This is a genomic window from Paenibacillus sp. FSL W8-0426, assembly GCF_037969725.1.
GTDB classification, from domain to species: Bacteria; Bacillota; Bacilli; order Paenibacillales; family Paenibacillaceae; genus Paenibacillus; species Paenibacillus hubeiensis.
Window position 1 is genome coordinate 1,647,074 of sequence record NZ_CP150203.1, and the last position, 26,625, is coordinate 1,673,698.

The 26,625-nt window shown below is 43.1% G+C and carries 27 protein-coding genes and 1 pseudogene; 20 read left to right on the forward strand and 8 right to left on the reverse strand.

Annotation, left to right across the window (positions count from 1 at the left end):
* The first annotated feature begins 171 nt into the window (after positions 1 to 171).
* Both MKY59_RS07460 and MKY59_RS07465 read left to right on the forward strand, forming a co-directional pair.
* Complete coding sequence (locus tag MKY59_RS07460) at positions 172 to 582, forward strand: GNAT family N-acetyltransferase (protein ID WP_339276858.1); 411 nt, start codon at positions 172 to 174, stop codon at positions 580 to 582.
* Between the two features lie 45 nt (positions 583 to 627).
* The gene (locus tag MKY59_RS07465) at positions 628 to 1,101 is read left to right on the forward strand and encodes an HIT family protein (protein WP_339276859.1); all 474 of its coding nucleotides are present in this window, start codon (positions 628 to 630) and stop codon (positions 1,099 to 1,101) included.
* Here the strand turns inward: MKY59_RS07465 and MKY59_RS07470 are convergent.
* Positions 1,098 to 1,997 (reverse strand): helix-turn-helix transcriptional regulator, encoded by a 900-nt coding sequence (locus MKY59_RS07470; protein ID WP_339276860.1) that lies wholly within the window; start codon positions 1,995 to 1,997, stop codon positions 1,098 to 1,100. The two genes, MKY59_RS07465 and MKY59_RS07470, sit on opposite strands and share 4 nt — an antisense overlap.
* Before the next feature lie 272 nt (positions 1,998 to 2,269).
* Between MKY59_RS07470 and MKY59_RS07475 the strand changes: the two genes are divergently transcribed.
* The 3 genes from MKY59_RS07475 (at position 2,270) to MKY59_RS07485 (ending at position 5,926) form a co-directional block, all read left to right on the forward strand.
* Positions 2,270 to 3,928, forward strand: coding sequence for a family 43 glycosylhydrolase (locus MKY59_RS07475; protein WP_339276862.1), 1,659 nt, complete (start codon positions 2,270 to 2,272; stop codon positions 3,926 to 3,928).
* A 22-nt stretch (positions 3,929 to 3,950) separates the two neighbouring features.
* Entirely contained in the window at positions 3,951 to 5,189 is a 1,239-nt protein-coding gene (locus tag MKY59_RS07480) for an MFS transporter (RefSeq protein WP_339276864.1), read from the forward strand.
* Positions 5,190 to 5,524: 335 nt separating this feature from the next.
* On the forward strand, positions 5,525 to 5,926 hold the full coding sequence (locus MKY59_RS07485; protein ID WP_339276866.1) for a DUF3888 domain-containing protein: 402 nt from the start codon (positions 5,525 to 5,527) through the stop codon (positions 5,924 to 5,926).
* Positions 5,927 to 6,146: 220 nt separating this feature from the next.
* On the opposite strand, the gene MKY59_RS07490 is transcribed toward MKY59_RS07485, so the two are convergent.
* Positions 6,147 to 7,916, reverse strand: coding sequence for a methyl-accepting chemotaxis protein (locus MKY59_RS07490; protein ID WP_339276868.1), 1,770 nt, complete (start codon positions 7,914 to 7,916; stop codon positions 6,147 to 6,149).
* Positions 7,917 to 8,584: 668 nt separating this feature from the next.
* On the opposite strand from MKY59_RS07490, the gene MKY59_RS07495 reads away from it, so the two are divergent.
* The 5 genes from MKY59_RS07495 (at position 8,585) to MKY59_RS07515 (ending at position 12,150) form a co-directional block, all read left to right on the forward strand.
* On the forward strand, positions 8,585 to 8,932 hold the full coding sequence (locus MKY59_RS07495) for a LytTR family DNA-binding domain-containing protein (protein WP_236416282.1): 348 nt from the start codon (positions 8,585 to 8,587) through the stop codon (positions 8,930 to 8,932).
* A 13-nt stretch (positions 8,933 to 8,945) separates the two neighbouring features.
* Positions 8,946 to 9,374: a DUF3021 family protein gene (locus MKY59_RS07500; protein WP_236416281.1), complete on the forward strand. Its 429-nt coding sequence runs from the start codon at positions 8,946 to 8,948 to the stop codon at positions 9,372 to 9,374.
* Positions 9,375 to 9,666: 292 nt separating this feature from the next.
* Entirely contained in the window at positions 9,667 to 10,860 is a 1,194-nt protein-coding gene (locus tag MKY59_RS07505) for a dienelactone hydrolase family protein (protein WP_339276871.1), read from the forward strand.
* 98 nt (positions 10,861 to 10,958) lie between these two features.
* Positions 10,959 to 11,327, forward strand: a complete 369-nt coding sequence (locus MKY59_RS07510) for a hypothetical protein (RefSeq protein WP_339276873.1) — start codon at positions 10,959 to 10,961, stop codon at positions 11,325 to 11,327.
* Between the two features lies 1 nt (position 11,328).
* Positions 11,329 to 12,150 carry a DUF2785 domain-containing protein gene (locus tag MKY59_RS07515; protein WP_339276875.1) on the forward strand — a complete coding sequence of 274 codons (822 nt, stop codon included), beginning with the start codon at positions 11,329 to 11,331 and terminating at the stop codon, positions 12,148 to 12,150.
* Between the two features lie 164 nt (positions 12,151 to 12,314).
* Here MKY59_RS07515 and MKY59_RS07520 read toward each other — a convergent pair whose 3' ends face one another.
* Positions 12,315 to 14,075 carry a methyl-accepting chemotaxis protein gene (locus tag MKY59_RS07520; RefSeq protein ID WP_339276876.1) on the reverse strand — a complete coding sequence of 587 codons (1,761 nt, stop codon included), beginning with the start codon at positions 14,073 to 14,075 and terminating at the stop codon, positions 12,315 to 12,317.
* Positions 14,076 to 14,613: 538 nt separating this feature from the next.
* On the opposite strand from MKY59_RS07520, the gene MKY59_RS07525 reads away from it, so the two are divergent.
* Positions 14,614 to 16,737 (forward strand): 5'-nucleotidase C-terminal domain-containing protein, encoded by a 2,124-nt coding sequence (locus MKY59_RS07525; protein WP_339276877.1) that lies wholly within the window; start codon positions 14,614 to 14,616, stop codon positions 16,735 to 16,737.
* Positions 16,738 to 17,164: 427 nt separating this feature from the next.
* Here MKY59_RS07525 and MKY59_RS07530 read toward each other — a convergent pair whose 3' ends face one another.
* Positions 17,165 to 17,401 (reverse strand): hypothetical protein, encoded by a 237-nt coding sequence (locus MKY59_RS07530; protein WP_339276878.1) that lies wholly within the window; start codon positions 17,399 to 17,401, stop codon positions 17,165 to 17,167.
* A 105-nt stretch (positions 17,402 to 17,506) separates the two neighbouring features.
* Positions 17,507 to 17,911: a VOC family protein gene (locus MKY59_RS07535; RefSeq protein ID WP_339278348.1), complete on the reverse strand. Its 405-nt coding sequence runs from the start codon at positions 17,909 to 17,911 to the stop codon at positions 17,507 to 17,509.
* A gap of 321 nt (positions 17,912 to 18,232) precedes the next feature.
* On the opposite strand from MKY59_RS07535, the gene rarD reads away from it, so the two are divergent.
* Positions 18,233 to 19,111, forward strand: coding sequence for an EamA family transporter RarD (gene rarD / locus MKY59_RS07540; protein WP_236416267.1), 879 nt, complete (start codon positions 18,233 to 18,235; stop codon positions 19,109 to 19,111).
* Between the two features lie 90 nt (positions 19,112 to 19,201).
* Here rarD and MKY59_RS07545 read toward each other — a convergent pair whose 3' ends face one another.
* The gene (locus MKY59_RS07545; RefSeq protein WP_339276880.1) at positions 19,202 to 19,786 is read right to left on the reverse strand and encodes an NAD(P)H oxidoreductase; all 585 of its coding nucleotides are present in this window, start codon (positions 19,784 to 19,786) and stop codon (positions 19,202 to 19,204) included.
* A gap of 248 nt (positions 19,787 to 20,034) precedes the next feature.
* Between MKY59_RS07545 and MKY59_RS07550 the strand changes: the two genes are divergently transcribed.
* From MKY59_RS07550 to MKY59_RS07585, 8 genes and pseudogenes are all read left to right on the forward strand, one after another.
* Positions 20,035 to 20,421, forward strand: a complete 387-nt coding sequence (locus MKY59_RS07550) for a helix-turn-helix domain-containing protein (protein ID WP_339276881.1) — start codon at positions 20,035 to 20,037, stop codon at positions 20,419 to 20,421.
* A 58-nt stretch (positions 20,422 to 20,479) separates the two neighbouring features.
* Positions 20,480 to 20,752 (forward strand): hypothetical protein, encoded by a 273-nt coding sequence (locus MKY59_RS07555; protein WP_339276883.1) that lies wholly within the window; start codon positions 20,480 to 20,482, stop codon positions 20,750 to 20,752.
* A 54-nt stretch (positions 20,753 to 20,806) separates the two neighbouring features.
* Positions 20,807 to 21,148 carry a hypothetical protein gene (locus MKY59_RS07560; RefSeq protein WP_339276885.1) on the forward strand — a complete coding sequence of 114 codons (342 nt, stop codon included), beginning with the start codon at positions 20,807 to 20,809 and terminating at the stop codon, positions 21,146 to 21,148.
* A gap of 26 nt (positions 21,149 to 21,174) precedes the next feature.
* A complete protein-coding gene (locus MKY59_RS07565) occupies positions 21,175 to 22,074 on the forward strand; it encodes an alpha/beta fold hydrolase (RefSeq protein ID WP_339276887.1) in 900 nt (299 codons plus the stop codon).
* 150 nt (positions 22,075 to 22,224) lie between these two features.
* A pseudogene (locus MKY59_RS07570) lies at positions 22,225 to 22,353 on the forward strand (GrpB family protein); the annotation flags it as partial.
* Positions 22,354 to 22,528: 175 nt separating this feature from the next.
* On the forward strand, positions 22,529 to 23,413 hold the full coding sequence (locus tag MKY59_RS07575; protein ID WP_339276889.1) for an AraC family transcriptional regulator: 885 nt from the start codon (positions 22,529 to 22,531) through the stop codon (positions 23,411 to 23,413).
* 374 nt (positions 23,414 to 23,787) lie between these two features.
* Positions 23,788 to 24,600: a hypothetical protein gene (locus MKY59_RS07580; RefSeq protein WP_339276891.1), complete on the forward strand. Its 813-nt coding sequence runs from the start codon at positions 23,788 to 23,790 to the stop codon at positions 24,598 to 24,600.
* A 54-nt stretch (positions 24,601 to 24,654) separates the two neighbouring features.
* A complete protein-coding gene (locus MKY59_RS07585) occupies positions 24,655 to 25,359 on the forward strand; it encodes a hypothetical protein (protein ID WP_339276893.1) in 705 nt (234 codons plus the stop codon).
* Positions 25,360 to 25,720: 361 nt separating this feature from the next.
* Here the strand turns inward: MKY59_RS07585 and MKY59_RS07590 are convergent, their stop codons facing one another.
* The gene (locus tag MKY59_RS07590; protein WP_236416241.1) at positions 25,721 to 26,059 is read right to left on the reverse strand and encodes a multidrug efflux SMR transporter; all 339 of its coding nucleotides are present in this window, start codon (positions 26,057 to 26,059) and stop codon (positions 25,721 to 25,723) included.
* On the reverse strand, positions 26,056 to 26,625 hold the full coding sequence (locus MKY59_RS07595) for a TetR/AcrR family transcriptional regulator (protein ID WP_339276895.1): 570 nt from the start codon (positions 26,623 to 26,625) through the stop codon (positions 26,056 to 26,058). The genes MKY59_RS07590 and MKY59_RS07595 overlap by 4 nt, the downstream gene beginning before the upstream one ends.

Consider the following 26,625-nt stretch of genomic DNA (forward strand, 5'->3'; position numbering starts at 1 on the left):
CCTTCGGGCACCCATTGAAAGGGTATTTGTCTATATTCAGGAACTTAACGAATTGTTCCAAAAGAGACTTAAGAATTTAAAGAAAAGTTACGATATGAATGGCTAACGGGAAGGAAAGTTTATGGGATATAATGGTATAAAATCTTAATTGTGATATTAGGGGGAGTTACAATGAACATCGCTTTTGCAAATGATTCGGATTACGAATACATCAAAGGCAGGGACCGTCATATTTCAGAGAACCTCATATCCGCCAAAATAAAGGGGAAAGAAATCTACATCATAAGAAACCTGGATGGAAGTAACATCGGATGGATGAGGTATGGTTATTTTTGGGACAACATCCCGTTTATGAACATCATTTGGATCGATGAACCATTTCGGGGCAAGGGTGTAGGGAATAAAGTTGTTCTCTTCTGGGAGGAGCAAATGAAACAAAAGGGCTTCAACATGGTCATGACATCTACCCAGGCTGATGAAGGCGCACAACATTTCTATAGAAAGCTGGGCTATCAAGATGCTGGATGCCTATTACTTGATACACAACCATTGGAAATTATTCTGACCAAGCCATTAAACTAGCGGAAACGACGGCAATACAAACATAAAAGGAGTTGAATGAGAACGATGACAGCATCATTTTCACATCAGCCTGAAGGGTACGAATGTCCATTTTGTTGTATTTGGGGGATCGAGCGACCCAATCAGGGAACCAAACAAAGGGATATCATCTACCAGAATGAAAAGGTAACAGCATTTATAGCGGGCAAATGGTGGCCCAACAATAAAGGACATGTTCTTGTTATTCCGAATCAACATTTCGAGAATATCTATGAACTCCCTGCGGATTACGCTGTTGAAATTCACCGTGCGGCACAGCTTACAGCATTTGCGATGAAAAATACATATGGATGCGACGGGATTTCTACGCGGCAGCATAATGAGCCTGCCGGCAATCAAGACGTGTGGCACTATCATCTCCATGTGTACCCTAGGTATGCGGACGATCAACTTTACCTGTCAAAGGGTTCACCGTCCGATCCGGATGAACGCGCTTTCTATGCGGACAAGCTGCGTTCCTGGATAAAGAAAAATGATTAAATACTTGTCTTTTTACGAAATGCGGACGGGTTTATTCCAGTCCATCTCTTAAATTGTCTGCTGAAGTGAGAAAGATTTTTATACCCTAAACGATTGGCGATTTCATTCAAAGATAACTCTGGTTGCTGCAATAAGATTTTTGCTTCTTGTAATTTTAGCTCGGATAAATATTTTCGAGGTGACATTTGGTAAATCTTTTGAAAGACTTCTAAACCATAATTGGGGCTGATCCCAAGAGATGCAATAATCGGCTGTATGTGAACGGTAAAGTCTACTTTACCGTTTGTTTCTATGCATTTTTTTTTGAAGGTCCACTTGATGGCCTCTGCAATTTCCTTGGCGTATTTTGCAGTGGTCATGGATTGATTCGTTCTTACATTTGAGTTTGTTGGCTGCAGATCCACAAGTATTTCTAATAATTCAAAGAGGATAACCTGTGCTCTTAATTTTGCAGTTGAAAATGAAATCTCTTGATCTTCTAAAATGTCAATCCATTTTTGAAGACAGCTCCTTAACCTGCTGTAATACGGATTATCAGGCGTATAGACCCAATCGCAGTTTTTCATGATCTTCATTCGCAAAGAAGGTTCATCAATATCGAAATGAGCACAAAAATAAGTCATTGAACCAGAAGAGATGCAATGATTGGTATGTTCAAAACCAGGGGGAATAAGAAGAATTTCGTTCTTTTGGATGACATAACGGTCTTTTTCAAGACATGTCTCCTGAGTGCCATCTAATACAATTAATATCTCAAAAGCATGATGGAATTCTTTCGTCATGGACCAGTGTGAAGGAACGGTCTGCTTATGGGCACCGAAAAAACGTATGTTCCAGTCAATACGCGGAAGCAGTTGTGTTGTATCTCCAATAAATCGTTGTATATCGTTTTCCATTTTGAGATCCCACCTTGATTTGGGTAAATTAAACCTTCATTGTGCAATCGAATTTCAAGTTTAATCGTTATTATAATATAAGTGAGCAGCAGGAAACGCTTTCGAGAATGACCATGATTTATGTTCTATTATCGATATTTAGCAGACGCATGTTTAATTATAGTCAAAAAAGAAAACGGTATCAACATGTTGCTTGGTAATGAAAAAAAAGGGTAAGCTGCATGCCGCGAAATAGAAAGCGCTTAAAAATGCGATTGAAAGGGAAAGAAGAAATGACAATGATTAATAATCCGATAATACCTGGAATGGCACCAGACCCATCGATTATTCGGGTGGATGATGAATATTATATCGCAACGTCTACGTTTCATTGGAATCCAGGGATCCAGATCTTTAAATCATCAGATTTAGCCAACTGGGAACTTATTAACTTTGCATTAAAAAAAGGAGAGGTTGATTTAAGGGGAACACATACACCCGCCGGAATCTGGGCACCGCATTTATCCTATGATGCTTTCACAAAGAAATACTGGTTAGCCTACTCCCATATGATCAATATGGCTGGTCGTGAATTTAATGCGGATTCATACGCGATGTGGGCAGAAGATATACACGGGCCATGGTCAGCGCCGATGTATCTAACGTCCATCGGTTTTGATCCAGCCATTTTCCATGATGACGACGGAAAACACTACATTTCCATCCTTGAATGGGAAACAAGAGAAGGCTATCAAGCGCCCGGGCATATTGTCATCGCCGAGTATGACTTGGAAAAAGGTGAGGTCATTGGTGCTTGGCATCGAGTAACACAAGGGTTTACCAGTCGTGGGTGCGCAGAAGCACCGCAAATTTATAAACATAAAGACTATTATTATCTTATTATTGCTGCCGGTGGAACAGGCTACGCACATGGTGTGGAGATTGGGCGCTCCACATCTATCTTTGGCCCCTATGAACCGCATCCATCGAAAGAACCGATCATCACGTCTTCACCGCGGCATCTTTTTTCACTTGGCGATCCGGATGCGGGACATTTTGAAATGTACAATCCACATTCATTGATGCAAAAAGCAGGTCATGGTTCATTAGTTCAAACCCATACGGGCGAGTGGTATATTGCACATCTGATGTCACGCCCTCTGGAAGGAACTCTCTTAAATCCGTTAGGTCGGGAAACATCGATTCAAAAAATGAAATGGTCACAGGATGGGTGGCTCGAAATGGAGGATGGATCAAACCTCGCCAAAATGGAAGTAAAGGGGATGGAGGGAGTCCAGTTATCGCCTGTAGGATCCCATGACATCCATGATCATTTTGATGATATAAACTATGATATCCGCTTTATGACCCCCTATCGAAAGCAGGAAGCAAGTTGGGTAAATACAATCGAACGTTCCGGATATCTGCGCATTTACGGAGAAAACTCTCTTTTTTCGCAAATGAATCCTGCAATCATGGCAACTCGCGCGACATCATTCCATTATGAGTTTCAAACCAGAATTGAATTTCTCCCTGACCATTACTCCGAAACTGCCGGTATGGGACTCTACTATGATTCAAATAATTGGATCTATGCGCACTTAACGTATTCAGAATCATCAAATGGAACGGTGTTGAGCTTATTGCAGGCTAATCTAGGTAAACGTAAAGAATTGGTTCAACAGACGATCCCGGTTCCTGACAATGTAGTTGACTTAAAGGTTATCTATAAGTCGGGTATGGTGGATATATTTTATCGGTTGGAAATAAACCAGGAGTGGCAATTATTAAAAAACGATATCAATGCTATGTATTTATCAGATGAAGGCGTAAACGGCGAACCAGGTGAAATCGGTGGATTCACAGGACTGTTTAACTTCATAGGTTCGGTTGACGCACATCAACATGACTCATACGCAGACTTTGACTTCTACTCCGTAAAGAATTTTTAGACGTTCAGAGAGGAAATTACACATGAAAACGATACCGCTTAAACGATTAGTGCCCGGATTAATCATTGGACCTGCCTCCTGGCTGGGACCATATATTGCAACAGCAAGTTTATTTTTGCCTGCGATGATACAGCATTTGGATGCTGAAAATAAAATTAATATCGTAGCCTTGTTCTCCGCATTAGGGATGGTCGTGGCAGCCGTTTCTAATATGATCGCCGGATATGTCTCTGACCGTACCCAATCGCGTTTTGGTAAGCGGACGCCTTGGCTTGTCTCTGGAGCTTTTGTATTTATGTTGGCAATGATCTTCGCCTCAATGGCTACTTCCATACCTGTTTTGTTGATCAGTTGGATGCTTGGGCAGGTTGCATTGAATTTTATTGTGGCTCCAATGGTCGCTTGGTTAGATTTAGCACCCGATCATGGCAAAGGGACGGCTTCGTCCGCTTATGGCGGGCTAGGTATGGCGCTTGGAAACAATGGTTTTACGATTCTAGCCGCCGTTTTCTTGGGGCAGTATCGTTTAGGGTTTGTCATCTTTGGCATCATTACATTCATTGGTACACTGATCGCAGCGTATATTGTACGTGAACCATCCAATTTGGATGAGAAGATGGATCAATCATCATCACCAACGAAGAACGCGTTTTCATTCAAAGAATTGGTTACAGTGTTCCCTAAATGGTCTATCGGTCGTGACTACTATTTGGCTCTCATTGGAAAACTCTCTCAAGGCATTGGGAACTTTGCAATAACAGGGTATCTGCTGTTTATCATGACGGACTTCTTGCATAAAGATACAACAGCGACTCAACAATCGATACAGTTAATTAATATCATCATGTTAATATTTGGCATTGCCATGGGATTTATTGCTGGCCCGATCTCGGATAAGTTTAATATCTTAAAATTACCTGTTGGTTTATCTACCATTTCATTAGGAATTGGAGCACTGAGTCTGTTCTTCCTGCAAAATGATGTGGGTATCATGGTTTATGGGTTTTTGGCTGGTCTTGGTATGGGAATATGGAACTCCTTGGATAATTTATTGAATTTAAGAGTTATTCCTGATAAGGAACGAGTGGGATTGTTTTTAGGGATATACAACTTGGGAAATACGGTAACACAAGCAATAGCCCCCGTAATTGCAGCATTTATGATTTCACAAATAGGGTTTTCATCCATTTTTGTAATGTCATTTATTCTTGCAATCATCGGTGGTATATCCATCCTCTCTATAAAATCTGTAACTAGATAGTACCGTAAAGTCTTACATCCATTTGGATATGTTGAGTAAACACAATCAATATAAAACCATGATACGAAGGGAGCCCGTATTGCTGCGGAGCTCCCTTATTGTGAGTTCATGCGTCCAATACCACTAATATGGAGCTTCTTTTGTCTTTTCCATTAAAGGGCATCCTCTGTAAGTTGCAGTAAAGTCGCACGTCGATCATCGGGATCTGCTATCCGCTGAATGAGCCCATCACGCTCAGGGTGCTTCTTTTTGGTGGCCAATTCATTCATCTCGTATTCTTATTGGATATGATGAGAAAACTATCCTTAAAAATGCTGGGGATGAGGGTTTCAGACATGAAGAGATTTATCGGATCATTGCTAACGGTCATCATTTTCTTGATGACAATGCAGCACGTTTGCGCAGAGCCAAACGATGAACCATTGAAACGGCTTGTGCTGACTTTGTTAGCTCCAAAAATACAGGAACAGATTAACCAATACTATACTAATAAATTTACTGAATCACCTACGTTTACGCCTTTTTTGGATGGAACTGATGTAGACGTTGAATATTTTTCTTCACTTATTGAGGTTCAGGTTAAAACAATCCCGTACGTAGGACCTCATTTGGATGTTGGAATCGATTCGATAAGGTTTAGTATAGATAACTCCGGATCAATAGTGGTTGTAGAATATAAGCACATTCGGGATTATGACTTGCCTCCCCACTGGCAAGAAATTATTAAAACCCATTAAGCCCCTCCATATGAACTAGTTTTCTCACTCAAATACGGAAGATTGAGGTGCGCGCTCGAAGCTCATGCAGGTCCGCCATTTATGATAATCATCGTTGGCTTGTTGCTCTTATTAGTAGGTGGGATCGTTCTAATAAAGCGAAGAGGAGTATGGCTGTTTATCGGAATGGATCTATAGCAAGAACCCCGTCATCTGATTCAACAGGTAACGGGGTTTTTCATTATTCTGAACGATCTGATCTGCGCACTTCGATCTGAAACTGATTGGAATACGATTTGAGGCTGCCTGCAAGGCTGGCAAGCTGTCCGGAGATGTTCGACAGTTCGTTGGCCGAACGTTGCTGCTCTTCAGCACTTGCTGCGACTTCTTCAGTCATGGCCGATGTTTCCTCGGTTGCGGAAGCAATATAACTCAAGTGCTGTTCCACCTCCTGACGAATGGAGTGCATATCCGCCGTCCGGCTTTCCAAACGTTTAGCCAGCTCCTGGACTTCGTTCGATAAGCGGCTAACCTGCCTAAACGTCTGGAGGCACTCAGCGATCTGTTCTTCCTGTTCCTTGGCTGCAGCCATATTCGTATCAAAATGACTACTCATACGTTGTATCTCTTGAACGAATGAACTCAGAATTTCATCAATCTCCTGAATCGAACGTTCGGATTGCTGAGCGAGGTGTCCCATTTCACCAGCAACGACAGCAAAGCCTTTCCCCGCTTCGCCAGCCCGGGCTGCCTCGATGGAAGCATTCAGCGATAGAATTTGAGTTTGTTTTAAAATGCCGTGAATTTGTCCGCTAATGGTAGAGGCGAGTTCCGACTGAGTCGTCAGGGACTTAGAGATTTCCTGCTGATGCTCGACACGCTTGGCATTCTCCCGGCCCTTCTCAAGCAGAGCCTCATGTTCTCGCGTAACTTGTGCTTGTACGGCAGATAGCTGTTCTGAAGTATCGGTGAACTGCTGCACATATGAACCTACTTCATCCATGATTTTGCCAAGATTCTCGGAGTGCTGGACGGAGTGTTCCGTCTCTTCAGCTTGTTTCATGGAGCCTGTGGCTATTTCCTCGATCGCTCTGGAAAGTTCTTCGGTCTGACGCAGGTTTGTCTGAGCCGTTTCGGCAATATGGTTTGAGGACTGCTGGAGCGTATTGGATCCTTGCTGTATTCCCATCAAAATATTCGTCAATTGGGCAACCATGACATTAATCAAATGACTGATATCACCGAGCTGGTCGTTTGTCATGGGTGTGGATACGACTTTGAGATTCCCATCGGCGACCTGTTCGAGGCTTAACTTAATATCGCGTACTTGTCTGAGAATGCCTCTTACCACAAATAACATCATGACCAAAGATAGAATCAGCACAACCGCAAAAATCGGGATGATGGTCCGATACGCATCATTTACGGATGCCTTGGACATTTGATTCACGGCTGCAGCGGAAATATCAATGCCCAGGTAGCCGATTACAGTACCTTGCGAATCCTTGATTGGCGTAAAGGAGGACAATAGCTGCCCCCAGGTCGGATCTTCAACGATGCCTGTTGTGACGACTTCACCGTTTAACAAGCGCTCCTGAATCTGGGGATTGAAGTCCATGGCAGTCCCGTAAGGGCTATATTCCGAATCGTCCCAATCCGCTCCATCCACGGTGTAGATCCATCCGTCCGAAGTTTTGTTATACATATAAACATATAGGGCTCCAGATTGAAGCCTGACTTTAACGAGTTCGTCTCTAAGACTTTTGTATTCGTTGCTCTCCTCCGAAGCAGTAGCATATAATGTTTTGATAATTTCCGATTCCTGGCCTAATTGAGAGGCCGTGTTCATTGCCAGCTGCTGGTTGTTATGCTGCATGGTCATTAATGATGCATTTTCACTGGAATCCATCGTGGCCCATATGATTAGACCACCCATGGCCAATAGCGGAACCAGAATGATCAAATACAGTTTAAACCTTAAATCCGTCTTTTTATTGCGAGCCTGTCTCACGATCTGTTCCCCCTTAGAAGTAGTTAAAACTTAAAACAACATCGTCGTTTTTTAATATAGCTCCATACTATTTATCGTAAAATAGGAGGGGGAAGTGAAGAATAAACCTGGAATTATACTTGAATATAAATAAGAAAATCGGAGTCCCAGAGGACTACGAAGTGAATTGAATGTGGGATATAATGGTACGAGGCTGTCAATATGCTGGATCGGCGGTATAGTTTGAATATCCATCGTTGCGTAATACGGGTGAAGGGAAACAGGGGGAATAATCAAAAGTGGATTTCTTTTAACAACCTTTTGTTACTGATGATGCTTACGCGTTGTCGTTCTATGATTCGTTATAAACGCTATGTAGGTTGAACTAGATATTTACACGAAAACGAGAGGGGGCAGAAAGAATCTGGAGAAGCGAAGCGGTCGCGTTTATGACCGGATTTTCCCTTTGAAAAGGGAATCAAAAAATCTGGGGATAATAGCGATCGGAAGATGGTTCTGACCACGTAGTGACTCTGTGTAAAAATCATTGGTTCAACTTATATAACAAGTTTTGATTCGAATTTCCGAGGGTGATTGTTATCAACATTTCCATCGAAGTAATAGACCATACAGAAGAAGAGGAGATCCGCATCAGGTGTCACCAGGTAGACGAAGAAATACATGAGCTCGTGAATAAACTAAAAACCGAAACGCTCATTATACTGGGTTATCATGAGGATCAGATCAGCCGCATCAAAGTTAGTGATATTTATTATTTTGAAGCTGTTGACGGAAAAGTGTTTGCATACTGTAAGAACAACGTTCATGAAGTCAAACAAAAGCTATATGAACTGGAGGAACTTTGCAAAGAGAAACATTGTTTTCGCGCTTCCAAATCCACCATTCTAAATATAGCTAAAATTTCCAGTATTCATCCGTCCATCAGCGGACGATTTCAAGCCTTATTGGATAACGGGGAGAAGGTTGTCATATCACGACAGTATGTACCCATGCTTAAACACATACTTGGATTATAAAAGGGGGACCTATATGAAATATTCCGAGCTCATTAAAGGAATGATCAGAGATTTCTTAATTATATTCGCCTCCATCATTATAATCATCACTATTTTGCGGCAAATCTTTGCTCCTGATGCAAATTTCGAATTAAAGACGATTTTTATAATTATGGTTTTCTCTTTTTTGGGTGCTTTGACTGGAATCATTTTATATACGCCGCATGCCATTAGCGAGAATAGAATGCGCCTCCGTGTCATTTTCCATTTCTTTTTTCTGGAAGCCCTTTTAATTTCTCTTGCTGTCCTATTGAATCTCGTATACACCACTTCCGGTATACTATTACTGGCGTTGCAAATTGCTGCAGTATACGTAATCGTTCGCCTACTGACGTATAAGAATGACAAAAAGGAAGCTCAAAAGATCAATGAAAGACTAAAAACATTTAAAAACGAGGTTTAGAAGATCTACACAAACCGCTCCCCAATAAAGTCGTATTCGCAGCGCGTAAGTACACAGCTTTACGTTGTTTTTTTACAACTTATTGGCTCTCAGCGACAGCTTATCGTTTATGCGTATACACCTGCTCTGCCATTTCTTATGATGAACTCATAAAAAGCTGGAGGAGGAGCAGAGGAGTCTTATGGAGATGTTAATCCTTGTTGTTACGTTGGTCTTCGAACTGGCCATTGCCGTTTATTCCATGGTAACGAAGCAAAGCCGTCACAAGATAAAGAGTTGGACGAGAATCGCAATGTTTATCGGATTCATCATGCTGAGCTTGGGGAACGTTGTCGTATGGGAGTACACTTGGGGACTGTTTGCAGGTTTGCTTTTTCTATTAGCGTTCAAGGAAATGGTTGCGCTCCTGCGTAAACAAACACCCACTCCGCGTTACAAAACCTTCTCTACGGTGTGGAAATTGCTTTTGTTAGCGCTGACCATTGTCATTACCCTTGTTCCTGTTTTACTTTTTCCACAGCATAGGCTGCCGCAAGTGACAGGTCCGTATGCAGTGGCGACCGCCACTTACAGTTACGTGGACAAGAATCGTATCGAAGAATTTACGGATCAGGGAGAGCATCGAGCTGTTAACGTGGAATTTTGGTATCCTGAACAGGCAGACGGAACGTATCCTTTGCTTGTGTTCTCCCATGGAGCATTCGGTATTAAAACCAGCAACACGTCTACCTTTACAGAGCTTGCGAGCCACGGTTACGTCGTCGTTTCGATCGACCATCCCTATCATTCTTTTTATACGGTTTCCGAGGATGGGAAGGTCGTGACCATTAATCCCGAGTACATGCAAGAATTCAACAATGCAAATAAAGGGGTTTATTCGCTTGGGGAGTATTTCGAGCTAAATCAAAAATGGATGAAATTGCGAACGGATGATATGGATTTTGTCATAGATACGATCCTGGAACAAGCCGTGCAAAAAAAGGACTCTCTATATGAACGCATCGACACACAGAAAATAGGCGTGTTCGGTCATTCTATGGGGGGAGCGGCAAGCGTAGCACTGAGCAGGGAGCGCGATGATATTGACGCCGTAGTAAATATAGATGGTCCGTTCTATAGCGAGCTTGTATACGATAAAGTTACGAACGAATTAACTGCAAAATCCGAAGCTTTCACCATCCCGCTTCTTAACGTTTATTCGGATGATGTGTGGATACAGCTCGACAGCAGTCCTCCGTATATTGCGAATCGCATTTCGAATCCATATTTTAATGATGCATACAACGTTCATTTTAAAGGCGCAAAACATTTAAGTTTGACCGATCTACCTTTATTCTCGCCTATATTGGCAAACCTGTTGCATGAAGGCAGAAAAGCAAATATCGATAAATATTACGCGATTGAAACTCAAAATGAACTTATCCTTCGTTTTTTTGACTACGCTCTCAAGAATCAAGGTCAGTTTGCTCCAAAAGCGACGTATTGAGCATCTGTTCCGCATGCAGGAAGAGAAGGCCATCATGGATTGTTTTGGCACTGGACGGAAAGGTATCCTCTCCAGAGGAATAGCAGGAGGTGTACCTAATGAAGCTGACAAAGCTTAACTTGATATTCTCAGTCGCATTCTTAATTATAGTTCTGCCGATTCTAATTTATTATTTGGCAACCTACATTAAATTGTTCACTGATGGAGCTCAGATTGATATTAGCCCCCAAGCTGCAATTGAAGAGTATTTAAGCAACGAAACTCATGAATATAAAATCATCAATGTCACTTTAACAGAAGAAAAATTCAGGGCCCGTACGTATACCCTCGAATGCGATTGTCATTTTAAAAATGAAGAGTATCAAGGTCCTCAGAAGTATAATGTTCAATTGATCGATGATCTGGCTTGGATGGTTACTGATATAGAGATGATTAAAAATGAATCGCAACATAGTAGGAGCGTGTAACATGAATTTAAAAGAAAAGTTGATATTAATTAAAGAAAATGGCTACCAAGCACCTCACGAACCATTCCAGTTGGTACAAGAAATGATGGATAACATCGGTTCCTTGGATGCCCAGCTGCGGGATGAGTTAATTTACACAACCTTATCCCATTGGATTGCTGGCAACACTCTAACGGCAAACGAACTGGAACAACTTGTACCTGTCGTTTTGGACGAAAATCATTTGTTATATAAGCTGGGTGAAACCAATACAGACTCCGTCTTCACTCGATCGTTCTCGATGCTGGTTATACCACTTCTGCTCATTAGGCACAGGCAAACCCCTTTTCTTTCAAAAGAGCAGATCCATCAGATCAAAGAGAAGGTGTTTTACACTATACATAAAGAGCGAGATTATCGCGGTTATGATGAAGAGAAGGGCTGGGCCCACGCCATAGCTCATGCAGCAGATGCTTTGGACGATTTGGCTCAATGTTCCGAATTGGATCAAAACGACCTCATAACCATTCTTAATTTGGTTTACGAAAAGATGACCATAACAGAGCGAGTTTACTCCGATGGAGAAGACGAGAGACTGGTAACGCCCGTAGTTAGTGTTCTCAATCGAAAAATACTTCGTCCAACTTATGTGGAGCAATGGATTCAACGTTTTGGTGATGTGGAGAAAGAACCAGAATTTCTGCCTACCTTTAAGCAAAAGAACAATATAAAGAACTTTTTAAAGAGTTTATACTTCCGAATAAAGTTTCACAACGTAGATACCGATCTCTGTCCAACGATTGAGCATACTTTATACAAAGTAGATAAAGTATATTATTCCTAATGTACAAAATTAGGATTTCCAATGGGACTGCAAGTTGATGTTCAACACCCTTATCGGACAGATCCTGTGCATATTAGACTAAAAAGACCTTCTTATGGAGAGTTATCCTCTCCCGTTAAGAAGGTCTTGGCTTAAAAATGAGTCCATATCGTAAAAGTTGAAACTTAATATTTAAACTTGACCGTAAGGTTTTCCAGCTTCTGCGACATATCCGACAAGGTTGCAGCCAGGGTCGTGATTTGCTCCATGGAAGCCAGCTGCTCCTCGGATGAAGCTGCAATATTCTGCGAGTTATCTGCGGCTCGAAGCGCCAAATCCGATACTTGCTCTTGGCCTGCTGTGATTTCCTGGACACTTGCGGTGATTTGTTGCGTAACGCTGGCGAGTTCTTCTGTTTGCTGCGCGATCAGGTTGGTAGAGCCTACGATTTTGTTAAACTGCTCCTCTGTCTCATTAGCAATCTGTATACCTGAGTCGACCTCCAGTTTGACTTGTTCCAATGTTTTAAGCGATTGTTCAATATCTGTCCGCATCTCCTGAATCAATGTGGAAATCTGGCCGGATGACTGGTTAGACTGCTCGGCAAGCTTCCTTACTTCAGCAGCAACTACGGAGAAACCGCGTCCTTCTTCGCCTGCACGGGCAGCTTCAATTGAAGCGTTCAATGCAAGGAGGTTAGTCTGTTTTGCGATATTTGTAATCGCATATACCATCGCATCAATTTGCTGGCTGCGTTCATCCAGCATTCTCATCATGGCATCCGTTTGGTTCACGGAACGGTTAATCAGGTTCATTTGCTTCGCCGTATGCTCGACAGCCGTACCACCGATGTTAGCCAATTCCATCGCATCCACAGAAGAGTCCGCAATCGTTGAAGAGCTCTCCGCTATGCGCTGGATACCCACTGAAATTTCCTGGAGCGCATTGGTTGTCCTCTGAAGCATGGTTTGTTGATCCTGTGCACCGGCTGCCGATTCCTGAATCGACATGGTGATGTTTTCGGTGCCCTGGCTTGTGTGCTCTGCTCCAAGAGTCAATTCTTTGGAGGATGAAGCTACCTGCTTGGTGGAGAGATCGACTTGGCGAATAAGATGTCTCATGTTTTGGATCATATGGTTGAAGTCCTTCGAAAGCTCTCCGATCTCATCGCTGGACTTATTTTTAACTTCTTCTACGGTCAGGTCGCCGTCCGCAACCGCTTTAAGCCGCTTCGCGACCTGCAGGATAGGGTTCGTTAAACGGCCCGAGATCATGCTGACGATCACTGTTCCGAGAACGACCGCAACGGCCGCAACAATGAGAACAAGATAAAGGACTTTCGTGGCACCGCTGTTGAACTCGCTTAGATATGCACCCGAACCGATGATCCAACCCCAATGTGGATCCATTTGAACATAGGACACTTTCGTTTCCACTTCACCTGTACCAGGGAGAGCCCATTTATACGAGACGAATCCGCCGCCGCTTGTACCTACTTTAACGAGCTCTTTTCCCAAATAGACACCATCTTCTGTGACGACATCCGTCAAATCCTGGCCTTCGTTGGAAGGGTTCATTACTGAACGGGCATCTTTGGTAACCGCCCACGGATATCCCGTTTCTCCTACCGTATATTCGCTTTTGATCGTGCGCTTATTATCGGCATTTTTCTCGCCGAGCAGTTCGACGCGAAGTTTTTCCTGTGCTTGCTCCAATGTTAAATCTCCGCTTTTGACTTGCTCATTCAGAAGGTTAATCATGCCAATAACCATACTCACATTATTTTCGAGCGCTGCTTTACCGGATTCATTCATTTCATTTTTCGAAACGGTATAAGAGCTAAACCCGATGACGATTGTCGGCACAATAAGGATGGCCAGGCACAAAGAGACTAGTTTTGCTCTTAAAGATTTTATTTTTAGTAAAGATGCTAACTTTGTTTTCACTGCATTTCCCCCTCGGTTATACCCATTTACAGATTGAATTCTACCTTGTCTACATTGAACCAATGATTTTTACACGAAGTCACTTTCGTAGTCAGAACCAGCTTCCGATCGCTGTTATCGTGTAAATGTCTAGTTCAACCGATATAATAGTTAAAATTTTAAATGAATCTGTACATTATATATCGTAAAAATATCCCGAAAAATGAAGCATTTTCGCCATTCCATTACGAAGTTCGTTAGCCGATCCACGTGACTGCTTTGTTTAACGAACTTTCAGTTTTTATCGTTAACGTGTACATGTTTTTTTCAGTTTTTATAGAAGGAGAATTAACAAGTCTATGGAAATAAGATAAGGGAGGGCTAGGGCTTTCTTCCGGTACCTCAAGCGTGATTTTGATGTAGAGCCTGACCTAGGTAGGCTTCTTCTCTATTTATTTGTCAACTTTTTTACATAGATTTCATACAACCTACGATTTATATGAATTTAACCATGCTAATCTGTTTCAGGATCAGAAATTGGAGAGGGGTTTTGTAACTTATGTTATGGAAAAAAATGTTGGGTAAAAGCACAATCCGTGTGGCTGCCACCGCGCTGTTGCTTTCCCAATTATTGGGCGCAGTCGGTCCAGTCTCTGCTGCAAGCAATGACGTCGAAGTACACTTGATCGGAATCAATGACCTGCATGGTCAGTTGGATACGACATCGTTGGTTAATGATAAAAAAGTAGGAACAGCTCCTATTCTGGCTACATATCTAAAAGAAGCTCAAGCCAAGTATGAACATTCCCTGCTCTTCCATAATGGAGACTCTGTGGGCGCATCCGCTCCTGTCTCGTCTCTGGATCGGGATGAGCCTACGATGGAATGGATGAATATGATGGGCTTTGATGTAGGTTCTTTGGGCAATCATGAATTCGACCAAGGCATCGCTGCATTAAAAGCACAAATCTTCGGCGGCCTTGATCCCAAAGAAGGCAAGGTCACTCATGCTGGCGCCAAATTTGATTATGTCAATGCAAACGTCATTGAAACCTCCACGGGCAAACCATTGATTAAGCCCTATGTGATTAAAGAAGTGGGCGGAGTCAAAATCGGATTCATCGGGTTGGTGACGAAGGCTACACCGGCTAAAGTATCTCCATCCGGCACAGCAGGCGTGCGTTTCTTAAGCGCAGAAGAAGAAGTGGAAGCTGTTAATAAATATGCAAAAGAATTGCAAGATCAAGGCGTAGAAACGATCATCGTCCTGGCGCATGATCCAGCAACAACGAAAGAAGGCGTAACCACTGGCGAAGCGGCCGATTTAGCCAAGGCTTTACCCGCAGATTCCCCTGTTGACGTGATCGTTGCAGGCGACAATCATGCTTTGGCAAACGGTGAAGTGAATGGAAAATTGATCGTGCAAGCTTATTCATATGGTACGGCATTTGAAGACATCAAGTTGATGATTGACCCTGCGACCGGGGATGTCACCGAAAAATCAGCTACAGTGACAACGACGTTCCAAGAGGGTGTAAAGGAAGACCCTGAATCTTTGGCAATCATTAAAAAATCATTGGACAAGCATCCTGAGCTAACGAAGCCGGTAGGCACAACGGATGGTTCGGTCACTCGCACCGATGCCTATAATAACGAAGCACCTCTGGGCAACCTTATTGCAGATGCCATGCGTCAAGCAGACTTTGGCGATAACGCAAGCGATGCTGACTTTGCATTCATGAATCCAGGCGGTATTCGTGCCGATCTGCCAGAAGGCGATGTAACCTTTGCGGATCTTGCCAAAATCCAACCTTTCGGCAATACTCTGGTGAAATTAGAGCTGACGGGTGAACAAATTCAAACCTTGCTGGAGCAGCAATGGGGTACGAATGCGGACGGCACACCAAACACCAAAACATTACAAATTTCCGGCCTGAAATATACGGCAGATTTCAATAAGCCAGTAGCAGAACGTGTGACGAGTCTTAGCCTTGAAGATGGCACACCTATTGATCCTGCAAAAACATATACGGCTGTCGTTAACAACTTTATGGCAGCAGGCGGAGATAACTATAAAGTGCTGGTGGATGCCAAGTCATCCTTGGCAGGTCCGATCGATCTGGATGTGTTCTACCAATACATTGTAGATACGTATAAAGGTGGCGCGATTCAAGCTAAAACGGAAGGACGGATCACGAACGTCGCTGCATCTACGGAACAACCGGAAACTCCTGTAACAACAGAAGTCATTTCCCGTGCTGAATTCGTAAGTGCGCTGGTAGACATGTTGAAACTAAACGAAGTAACTGCAGCGCCTGCATTCAAGGATGTTGCTGCCGATGCTGCATATGCTGATGCGATTGCAGAAGCTGCTCATGCCGGATTCATTCAAGGCTACGGCGGTAATTTCAACCCGGATCGTGATATCACTCGTGAAGAAGCGGCTACGATTCTTGCTAAACTGCTGAACAATCAAGATGCCGATAAAAATGCGCCTGCGATCATTGCAGGTTTCGAAGATGGGAAAACCGTTTCCAAATATGCGGTTGAAGCCATGGCAGCATTGATTGACCAAGGTATTTTTGGCGCCGCAGAGAAAAACCTGCTTCAACCTAAACAAACGTTGTCTGCTGACGAGGCAAAAGCTTTAATTCAAAAAGCGGTTGCGGCAAAAGCTTCATAATGTAGAACGTATTCAAACCTTATAGTAAGACAGGAAAACACATCCTTTTGGGTAAATAAGCTTCCTCCTAGTGATAAACCTCATGTGAGTCTTTCAATTCATGAAAGGGTTTATCCATATAAACCGCAATAATCGATCACACTAGCCACTGCGAGTGCAGTACCATCTTCCGATCGCTGTTATCCCCAGATTTTTTGAATCCCCTTTTCTAAGGGGAAAATCCGGTGATAAGCCTATGCTTCCGATGCAGCTTTCTTTCAGAAAGCTTTTAAGCGACCGCTTCGCTTCTTCAGATTGGTTCTGCCTCTCCGTTAACGTGTGGATGTTTTTTGCGGTTAATCTAGGAGAATGCGATGTCCTCATTTAGGATGTGTTTTCCCATGCTTACATTCATTCCAAATTATTACATAGAATACGCGACGGTCGATCAGGTCCAGGCCCACAGGAACCGGTCGCGGTCCCAGGCAATTCTGCCGCCGTGGAGCTTGCGGAAAGCCTTTTTCACCTCTTTGGATAACGATGCATTTCCATTTTCATTGATGAATACGAATTGTTCACCGAAATGGGTCTTTGCATATTCGATCGCATCGCTCTGGGTCAGCGTCCCCGTGAACCTGATTTCCTTGACCATCCATTCCGCGACTTCCTGTGCGGTTGCTTCCATGAAATCATGCTCCTTCCTGCTCGTTGATTGCTCCATTATATCATGACCCGCAGCGAGCACTTGAAGAGAATCAGGCGGCACAATCGCCCATTGCCTCAACAACCGTCAACACCTGCCGTCGAACCGTTGGATGGCTTCCTTGGTCACCGGCGCGAAGAGGTTAACAAGGTTGCCGTCGGGATCGCGAAACAGCATGGCACGGTTCCCCCACGGCATCGTGGTCGGTTCCTTTACCCACTCGCTCACAAGCGGCTTCAAACGCTCGTATTCGGCATCGACATCATGGACGCGGAACTCGATGATGACCGTGTGATTGTCGGCCGCCACTGCGGAACCCGCACCGAACAGCTGCACCGTCTGGGAGTGGCCGATGGCCAAGGTGCACGATGGCATCACGAATTCGGCAAAGATGGGCGCGGGGCGTTCCGCCGAAACACCCAAGATTTTCTCATAGAACTCGACGAGACGACCTACGTCGTCGGTAATGATGCGTACAGAAGCAAAATTCATGATATACCATCCTTCCCATAATAGGTAATACAATACCTTGAACATATTATTTTGGGCCAAAGATACTTCGCATTGATTTCCTATGCCCTTACGATCCAATGATACAAAAGCGCTGCTGACAACAGTATGTCAGTAGCGTTTTATATAAACTGTAGGGAAAGAGTGATGGGCTTTAGCTGACGGAAAACGATGGCTCCAAACACAGAAGCAGCCTGACTACAGCGCGGCGTTCCGAGAGAGGAATGATTCATCCCTTTACTTAAACGAGGATCGAGGCGTATAATCCGTAAAGACATCGGAGTGAGAAGAGGGAAGTAGATTATGAATAACGGTTTGGTCAATGCGATTATCGCGTATATCATGTGGGGGGTTCTCCCGCTTTATTGGAAGTTGTTTAACGATGTGCCGGCAGGCGAAATTCTGTCCCATCGGGTTGTCTGGTCGTTCGTCTTCATGGGTATTCTCGTCGCCGTCCAGCGCCGCTGGGGTGACATGAAACGGATTGCGGCCAGCCGTTCGCTCCTGCTGTCGCTCGCCGCCAGCGGGCTGCTGATCGCTGCGAATTGGCTCATCTTCATCTGGGCGGTCAACAACGACCACGTCGTTGAGACAAGCCTTGGCTATTATTTGAACCCGCTGCTGAACGTGCTGCTGGCAGTTGTCTTCCTTCGTGAGAAGCCAAACCGCGGCCAATGGCTCGCGATTGCCATCGCTAGCGCCGCGGTGCTCATCATCGCCGTCGACTACGGGCGGTTCCCGTGGATCTCGATCTCCCTGGCCGCAACGTTTGGTTTGTACGGCCTCGCGAAGAAAAAGATCGGACAAGACGCTTCGGTAGGCTTGCTGTCAGAGACGGCTGTAGTCCTGCCTGTCGCGCTGGGCTACTGGATCTATTTGGCTGCCGTAGGAAAAACGACGGCATGGACGCTGCCTGCGTCCACGTTCGTCGAGCTGCTTCTTTCCGGCGTGGTCACCGCGCTGCCGCTGCTCTTCTTTGCGCGGGCGGCCGCCCGGATGGCGCTGTCCACGCTCGGCTTCGTCCAATACATCGGGCCGACAATCATGCTGTTGCTGAGCGTATTCGTGTTCAAAGAATCGGTCTCGCCGGTTCTTCTCATCGGCTTTGCGCTCATCTGGACAGCGCTTGTCGTATATGCTGCCGCATCCGTTCGCGGTGCGAAACTCGCAAAGGTCAACTGACTACAAAGGCATGGCCCTGTACCGTAAAACAGCCATTTCCGTCCACTGGGGAGGAGTTGGCTGTTTTCCGTTTGGACTTATAAGCGGTCTTCAGAGCGTGCTGTCCTTGGCGTAATTCACTCCTAAATGATGAGCCCGATCAAGCAGCATTTCATAATGTTCTGGCTTGGAATCCAAAGTCTCATATAAAAATTCAACCTTGGAATAAGGTACGCCGCAATAATCTGCGATGCCTACATTAAGCAGATGTGTGATCGATTCATCGTAGTTGCGCTTTTGCATCTGTTCTTTCGAAACGCCCGCAAGCCCAATCCACAACATATGCTGATGATGAAGCTTGTTCGAACCGTAGGCAAACCCGTTGTTCAATACACGATCAACATACCCTTTCAACATGGCCGGCAGATGCCACCACCAGATTGGAAAAATAAAGGCCACGGCATCATGCCTCTTCAACCGTTGCATTTCCGTTTCGATCTCAGGGGAGAAGAGCTGATGCTCCAGAGACCAATCAGGTTCATCGACGCCTTGAAGAACAGGGTCAAAGCCAATTTCGTGCAAATCCAATATTTCATAATCGTGGCCAGCCTCGGCAAGACCTTGCACGAAACGATCGGCAACCTGAAAGGTCAAAGAATCTTTTCTCGGGTGCGAAACGATAACCAATACGTTCATACTTGTATTTCACTACCTTTCTCCAGCGCTGACTTGTAGCCATGCTCCATGGCTGATGCTATTATAAACGAGGAATGAAATATTCTGGAAGAACGCACTTTCAAGTTCTATAGGAAGAATGAAGTGCCATAGGAACATGAAAGTACCCTATATAAATGCCATGGAAATGGGCGCGGGTCTTGGATTGAAGATAAGAATGGAGGTAATGGTTGTAGCCGGAATACAGCCTGATCACGGAGGGATAACAGATGACTGAGCATCGCAAAACGAACGCTCCCAAGAAATATAAAGTAGGCGTAGAGGCGGCCTTGGAGGTGATGGGCGGAAAATGGAAGCCGTTGATCATCTATCACTTGATGACAGGACGGAAACGTACGTCGGAGCTCAGGCGGTTGATCCCGGACATTACGCAGAAAATGCTGACGACTCAACTAAGAGGCCTGGAAAAGGATGAGATTGTGAAACGGAAGGTCTATTCGGAGGTTCCCCCTAAAGTGGAATATGAGTTAACGGACTACGGCTGGGGACTAAAGCCCGCCCTCGATTTTTTATGTTATTGGGGAGAGGATCATCTGGATAAAGTGTATGGCGACAAATCCAAGGTTTTGGAGGACTTTTCGAGCTGTAACGAGTAAACGGGATGATTCCAGATCACCCCTGAGCTAAATCAGCTGATTGACAGGAGGGATGAGTATGAAATGGCAAGAGGTTCAACGGATTTTTCCGAATCAATTTGTGAAGTTTGAAGTTCTTCATTCTGAAGAGACGGAGGATCAAGAAGTTATAGATGAGGTTGCTGTAATCGGACCTGTAAGCGACGAAGAGGCAACCCGAGAATTATTAAATAGCCGGGATAAAACCTTGGTCTATCATACTTCCAAAGAACAAGTTATCGTTAAGGTGCGGAAGAACGTGGGTCTAAAGAGAGAGTTGCATTCAAATATCATAATATTAACGGATTATTAGGACTAGACATACTGGTAGATGTAGAATGAATACCAAAGAAGTTATCAAACAAAAGTGGGGGTGATTCATCTGACCATTGCTGCAATTATCATAGAGCCAAAAGATCAGGATCATTTTTATGTCCCGGTGTCAACGGAAGCTTTTTTCCAAAGATGCTGGGTGCCTGGAATCATCGCATTGGAATTGGATTTGATTTCTCGATTTGCTGATCCTGGCATAGATATCGATATTCATGATCTTCCCAAATTAACGGGTGAATTCCATGTGTTAAGGGAATGGGCTCGGAGAAACTTGGATGAAAATGATTCTGCTCAATTAATAAATCGAATCAATTTCCTTCTAGAGAAGATCGGAGAAGCATTTAGTGATGAGAAAATCATCATCTATATTGGATAACTGTAGTATGAAGATTGGAGGACAGTATGAGTTCATCCTTATTTTCAATCAGAGGCACTCGATTATTTGTTGAACAGTACAATGAACCATGTGAAGAAGTGCTCCTTTATTTGCATGGGGGACCCGGAGCAAGCTGTGTGGATTTTTGTTATTTTCAAGCCGAAGCTTTATCTGACTCGTTAAGAGTGATTGCGATCGACCAAAGAGGCGTATTACGCTCTGACCCCATCCAAGCGAATGAACATTTTGGATTAAACGATATTATTGTAGATCTCGAGGAACTACGAAAACAAATGGGAATACGCAGGTGGAGTGTATTAGGGCATTCATTCGGTGGATACTTGGCGGTTAAATATGCATTAAGTTATCCAGAATCGATCCATAAAGTGATTTTTGAAACGCCTTGCTTTGATGTGAAAAGGGCAACCAGATCCATCATTTCGAAAGCCAAAGAACATTTTATTCATGTTCAGAATCAACCTGGTATTGAAGCGTCGAATGAGTATCTCCATGGAAATTACAAGCCAAATGAATTATGGAATGCTTTAGGGGATGTTTTTCAATTATTAGGCGAGGATAAGAATCTTTTATATTTTCGGCAATTAACTACCCATCAATATGATGAAATCATGCAAAGCCAGGCATCCTCAAATGATATGTGGAGTAAGAATCAAGTACATAGTCAAAAACTGCAAGAAGAAGGATTGTTTTTTGAAAATCTGCTGCCCAAGCTATCCGGGTTAACACAACCCACCCTATTATTAGCAGGGGCCTATGATCCTGTTTGTTGTGGTGAGCAGAAACGGGTTTATTTGGAGAAGGTGCAGGACGGTAGACTCGTTATGTTTGATCGAAGTGCTCATTTTCCGAGGCTTGAGGAGCCAGAGAAATATACGAAAGAGGTATTGAACTTTATTTTTTCTTAGAGAAAAGGACCTCAGTGATTTATGCATTTAAGATCTGAACGAAAACTGTGGTTTAAGGACGACCGTGTGTTGGCAGGTGAATATCCAAATACATATAAAATCCAAAGAGGTGATTCAGATGCTTGGTTTGCCTAAAGGGCAGATGTTAGAACAGCATATCAAAAGCTTAAAGAGGCATTGGTAAAGGCTAATTCGACCGATAAGTTGGCGTATGCAGATGCGAAGACGGAGTTTATCCGTCGCATTGTATCGGAAGCTGAATCCATTGATAAGACTTAACCCATAGGTGCGGCGATTTTGGTCATAGTAAGGTGTGTTTCGCTTTCTTCAATGTAACTGGAAGAATAAGTTTGTGTAATAGATCGAGACTGACGGATAGGAAACTTATTTATGCACAAATCGTTGCGATACGAAGCCATGGCATCACTATACTTCTGTTAAGAGGAGGGGTTAGATGGATTGGCTTATGAGAATGAATCGGGCATTGGATTATATCGAAATGAATTTAACCGAAGAAATTAAATTGAACGAAGTGGCTCGTTGTGCGTGCTGTTCGTCACATCAGTTCCAGAAGATGTTCTCGTTTATTACTAACGTATCACTCGCGGAATATATAAGGCGAAGACGACTTACCCTGGCGGCTATTGAATTGCAGAATAGCGATATAAAAGTTGTTGATATTGCTATAAAGTATGGTTATGAATCACCGGTTTCATTCGCAAGGGCTTTTCAAGCGTTGCATGGTGTTAATCCAGCAATGGCCCGTCAAGAAGGGACTGCTCTCAAAGCCTATCCTCGACTATCCTTCTTCATTTCCATTAAAGGAGAAGAGGCTATGAACTATCGGATCGAGACGAAAGAATCCTTTCAAGTATTCGGAATCGAAAAAACGTTTCCATTAAACGGTGTAGACACCCCGGCAGAATTATGGAAGCAAAGCCATGCGAACGGCGAGGTTGAAAGGCTTGCGGCCAATGCAGGCGACCTCCCCATCTTTTTAAATCAGAACTATCATAAAGTACATGCTGTTTGCAGCTACAAAAAAACCGATGAGGATACTTTTCCGTACATGCTGTGCGCATTTAAAGGCGATTCTAGTAAAACCGATGGGTACACAAGCATAACCATACCGGCTCAAACGTGGGCAATTTTTTCTTCTGATCCGTTCACATGGGACAAATTTGATGAAACGATTGAGACATTATATAAGCGATTTTTCTCCGAATGGCTGCCTACTGCTGGATACGAACAGGTCGATGGAATGGAATTTGAAATTACAGGAGGTAAAGATGGGCTTCATTTCGTTGAGCTATGGTTTGCGGTAAGGAAAATATCTTAAGTGCAATTGTGTAAGAGTATCTTCTTTGATTATTAAACAGATGGAGCAGTTTGCATGCTGGCAACTGCTCCATTTTTCGTTAAGCTAACAGTCAGTTACGCTTTGTTCGACTCTCTCACAACTACTTATGTGCCAAAAGAATACGAGCTATCCTAAGCATTCTGATCGTTTGAAGCCGAGAAGGTTAGAGCACCGTATTCGTTTTGTGTGATCTTCATTCCCCAGATTGAATAACATGGTATAATTGTCCTAGTCGGATTGAGGTGGTGGTTCAAATATACTAGATATACATAATGTTTCTACTGAAGGTTCCAAATTTTTATCTTTATTTTGAAAGTATAAAAAGAGTATTACAAACACTGAGGAGTGATTTTTTGAGAAGATTTCAAAAATATTTTAAAGTGATCGTTGTATTAGCATTCATTTTGTCTTCATCGTTACCGTTTTCAGGTTCTGTAATGGCAGCTCAAAACAAATCCCAGTACACTGATGTTTATAAGTCCATGGGTAACAGTGAGCAGACCAAACTTATTCAGTTTCTCTATCAATTCACAAATTTTCATAGTGAAGAGAATAACGAGTTAAATGTTGAGAACTATAAGGATGAGGATATTGTAAGGTGGCTATATGACGGTATTCATGCCTCGAACTTCAAATTTGCTCCTGAACTTGTAAAGCAGAAGAATGCAAAGCCATTCACAAAAGATAGCGACTTTTATTACTACCCGTACTCAGCAAACAAAGTAAATGCATTTCTTAAGCGCACACTCGGAGTTCAGTTAGAGAAAAGAAATTATTACTCCTCCGATCAATTCTTGCTGATTTTGTATAAAAACAATAACTATTATATTCTTGAACCTAATTATGGTGGAGGCGTTGAATTCACAGTAGCACAACCCGTTTCTCTTTATTCAATAGGAAACAACAGATATTATGTAAAACTCAGAATGCACTCTTTTGATTATGAGACCTTTAAAGAAAACGGGTTGAGTTACAAGTTAGCATTTAATCCAAAGCATACATGGAGCAGTAAGGTTCAAGCTATGAGTTTTGATGAAAAAGATGGATTTGCTGTTGTGGAGAAAGTTATGTCTGGGAAGAATTCCACTTGGAAGTTGATCAGATTTAATGGAGATAGTAAAGGATTAACAGATCAGCAAATAAAAGAATTACAAAAAAAGAAATAATAAGTACGTATTTTATCCTGATCTCTTACGACTTCAAAGAAGGGGTATTCTAATATGAAACGTTTTGTTATATCTTTTTTAGTATTTCTTATGGTAACTAATGCATCCTCTGCTTATGCTGCTGAGCCTGTCTCAACATGGAAGAGTTCGTACAAAAAAATAATAAGCAATTATCTTAAGTCCGAAAATTTCAGCATGGATAGTGTCATTGCTTTAGTTGATATTGACCAAGATGGAGTTCCCGAGTTGTTTGGGGGTGCAGCCTACCGAACAGTAAACTATATGGACCTAGCATATACATTTAAAAATGGTAAAGCAGTTCCACTCAAACAATCTGGTCCTGGACTTGGAGATCATGAAAGTGGACTGGGCTTCACTCTTGGCATGGAAGGGTTCAACAAAGGTCAAGTTAGAATTTTCGTGAATAAGAAAACTAATAAACATGTAGTGATAGTTAGGGATGGGACAAGTAGCGCAATCGGTTCGATTGTGGGTGAATATGCAATTAACCTACAAGGAAATAAACTAGTTAGTCAAGAGATCAGTGTCGCCAATTATTCCGAAGAGATGGATGATGAGTTCACTTTTAAAGGGAAAAAGGTGAGCAAGTCAAACTTTGATAAAAATAGAATCAAATATTTTTCGCAGCTAAAGCAAAAAACAAGCAATGCTATTCATTTGGATGGTTTATATGTAACAAGAATGATGGAAGAAGGGTGGTCAGAAGAAAAGATTATTAATAAGTTTTTAAAGTTATAACTACATGTGATTGGGAAATCTCAAAACCAGTGGTTTATAGGTTTCGAAAGAGTACATCTGGGGTACCGTCAGTAGCGTATAAAATGGCTTTGGTCGCACGTGCAAATAAGCTAGTTCATGGGCTCCATGCCATCTTGAAAAATTCCGTTTTGCTAAATTCATTGAGTTGTTTTAACCCTCCAAAACATGGTTTAAGTTGGAGGGTTATTATTTTTCCTATTTTAACCATATGATTTAGGGTCATTTTGCTGGTAATTTTGACAAGATATTAGCTGGTATATCTTGAATAGGCATCATGAGTATAGACGTAAGAGTATACCTTTACGATGTCTTCAAATCGCGGCGACGATGCTCTCTTTTGTTAAGCTTCCTGTTCCATAGGAGAAGAGCCAAGATTGATCAATACAACGCCTGCAATAACGAGCGCAATACCAAGAACCGTTATTAAACCCACCTTTTCCTTCCAGATCAGAATCCCGATGATCACCGTAGCCAGCGTTCCTACCCCCGACCATATCGCGTAAGCGATGCCTAGGGAGATGTGTTGCAAACTCAAGGAAAGCATATAGAAAGCCAGCCCAAAACAGATGACCACCGCAATACTTGGATATAATTTCGTAAATCCGTTCGATAATTTCAGCATCGATGTACCCAGCAGTTCGCCAACAATAGCCACAAGCAAAAAAAGGTACGGCTTCATTCCGATCCATTCCCCTCATTTAAAATCCCCTGCATCAAGAACTCGACCATTTGCGCCAATACCTTATCCAGGGACAATCCGATTTTGTTCGCGACATGTATGTCCATAAGCTGGTTTAAAGCCCCGATGTAAGTCTGAATGAATAGCTCGACATGAAATGGCCGGAGGCTTCCTGCCGCGACTCCTTCCCGGATCAAGATCCGAATGTTATCCCATCCATGGTTTAAGTATGTATCCACCTCATGCCACAATTGCGGATAGCGTTGTTTTAATTCATGAAGAACACGAACGTCTTTAATTACGAATCCTTGAGGCAAAATGACTAATGCCCTTCTCAGTTTCTCTACGTCAGTCAACGAAGCATCGTTCATCACTTCCTGCTCGGCTTCCCGCATATTCGCTATGGATTGATCGATCAGATAGCTTATCATTTGCTCCTTTGATTCATAGAATTGGTAGATCGTCTTCGTACTCATCCCGAGATTGGCAGCGATATCCCGAAGCGAAAACTTCAGCCCCCGCTTCATGATTTCTTCCCTGACAGCTTCCATGATTCTCTGCTTCAT

Excerpts from the sequence above, each read along its gene's own strand:
- MKY59_RS07585 (WP_339276893.1), top strand. The coding sequence starts at position 24,655 with ATGAAACGTTTTGTTATATCTTTTTTAGTATTTCTTATGGTAACTAAT.
- MKY59_RS07515 (WP_339276875.1), top strand. The coding sequence starts at position 11,329 with ATGAATTTAAAAGAAAAGTTGATATTAATTAAAGAAAATGGCTACCAA.
- MKY59_RS07480 (WP_339276864.1), top strand. The coding sequence starts at position 3,951 with ATGAAAACGATACCGCTTAAACGATTAGTGCCCGGATTAATCATTGGA.
- MKY59_RS07575 (WP_339276889.1), top strand. The coding sequence starts at position 22,529 with ATGGATTGGCTTATGAGAATGAATCGGGCATTGGATTATATCGAAATG.
- MKY59_RS07475 (WP_339276862.1), top strand. The coding sequence starts at position 2,270 with ATGACAATGATTAATAATCCGATAATACCTGGAATGGCACCAGACCCA.
- MKY59_RS07465 (WP_339276859.1), top strand. The coding sequence starts at position 628 with ATGACAGCATCATTTTCACATCAGCCTGAAGGGTACGAATGTCCATTT.
- MKY59_RS07595 (WP_339276895.1), bottom strand. The coding sequence starts at position 26,625 with ATGAAGCAGAGAATCATGGAAGCTGTCAGGGAAGAAATCATGAAGCGG.
- MKY59_RS07530 (WP_339276878.1), bottom strand. The coding sequence starts at position 17,401 with ATGGAAGCAACCGCACAGGAAGTCGCGGAATGGATGGTCAAGGAAATC.
- MKY59_RS07525 (WP_339276877.1), top strand. The coding sequence starts at position 14,614 with ATGTTATGGAAAAAAATGTTGGGTAAAAGCACAATCCGTGTGGCTGCC.
- MKY59_RS07555 (WP_339276883.1), top strand. The coding sequence starts at position 20,480 with ATGAAATGGCAAGAGGTTCAACGGATTTTTCCGAATCAATTTGTGAAG.
- MKY59_RS07510 (WP_339276873.1), top strand. The coding sequence starts at position 10,959 with ATGAAGCTGACAAAGCTTAACTTGATATTCTCAGTCGCATTCTTAATT.
- MKY59_RS07470 (WP_339276860.1), bottom strand. The coding sequence starts at position 1,997 with ATGGAAAACGATATACAACGATTTATTGGAGATACAACACAACTGCTT.
- rarD (WP_236416267.1), top strand. The coding sequence starts at position 18,233 with ATGAATAACGGTTTGGTCAATGCGATTATCGCGTATATCATGTGGGGG.
- MKY59_RS07550 (WP_339276881.1), top strand. The coding sequence starts at position 20,035 with ATGACTGAGCATCGCAAAACGAACGCTCCCAAGAAATATAAAGTAGGC.
- MKY59_RS07545 (WP_339276880.1), bottom strand. The coding sequence starts at position 19,786 with ATGAACGTATTGGTTATCGTTTCGCACCCGAGAAAAGATTCTTTGACC.
- MKY59_RS07590 (WP_236416241.1), bottom strand. The coding sequence starts at position 26,059 with ATGAAGCCGTACCTTTTTTTGCTTGTGGCTATTGTTGGCGAACTGCTG.
- MKY59_RS07535 (WP_339278348.1), bottom strand. The coding sequence starts at position 17,911 with ATGAATTTTGCTTCTGTACGCATCATTACCGACGACGTAGGTCGTCTC.
- MKY59_RS07505 (WP_339276871.1), top strand. The coding sequence starts at position 9,667 with ATGTTTATCGGATTCATCATGCTGAGCTTGGGGAACGTTGTCGTATGG.
- MKY59_RS07565 (WP_339276887.1), top strand. The coding sequence starts at position 21,175 with ATGAGTTCATCCTTATTTTCAATCAGAGGCACTCGATTATTTGTTGAA.
- MKY59_RS07460 (WP_339276858.1), top strand. The coding sequence starts at position 172 with ATGAACATCGCTTTTGCAAATGATTCGGATTACGAATACATCAAAGGC.
- MKY59_RS07500 (WP_236416281.1), top strand. The coding sequence starts at position 8,946 with ATGAAATATTCCGAGCTCATTAAAGGAATGATCAGAGATTTCTTAATT.
- MKY59_RS07485 (WP_339276866.1), top strand. The coding sequence starts at position 5,525 with ATGAAGAGATTTATCGGATCATTGCTAACGGTCATCATTTTCTTGATG.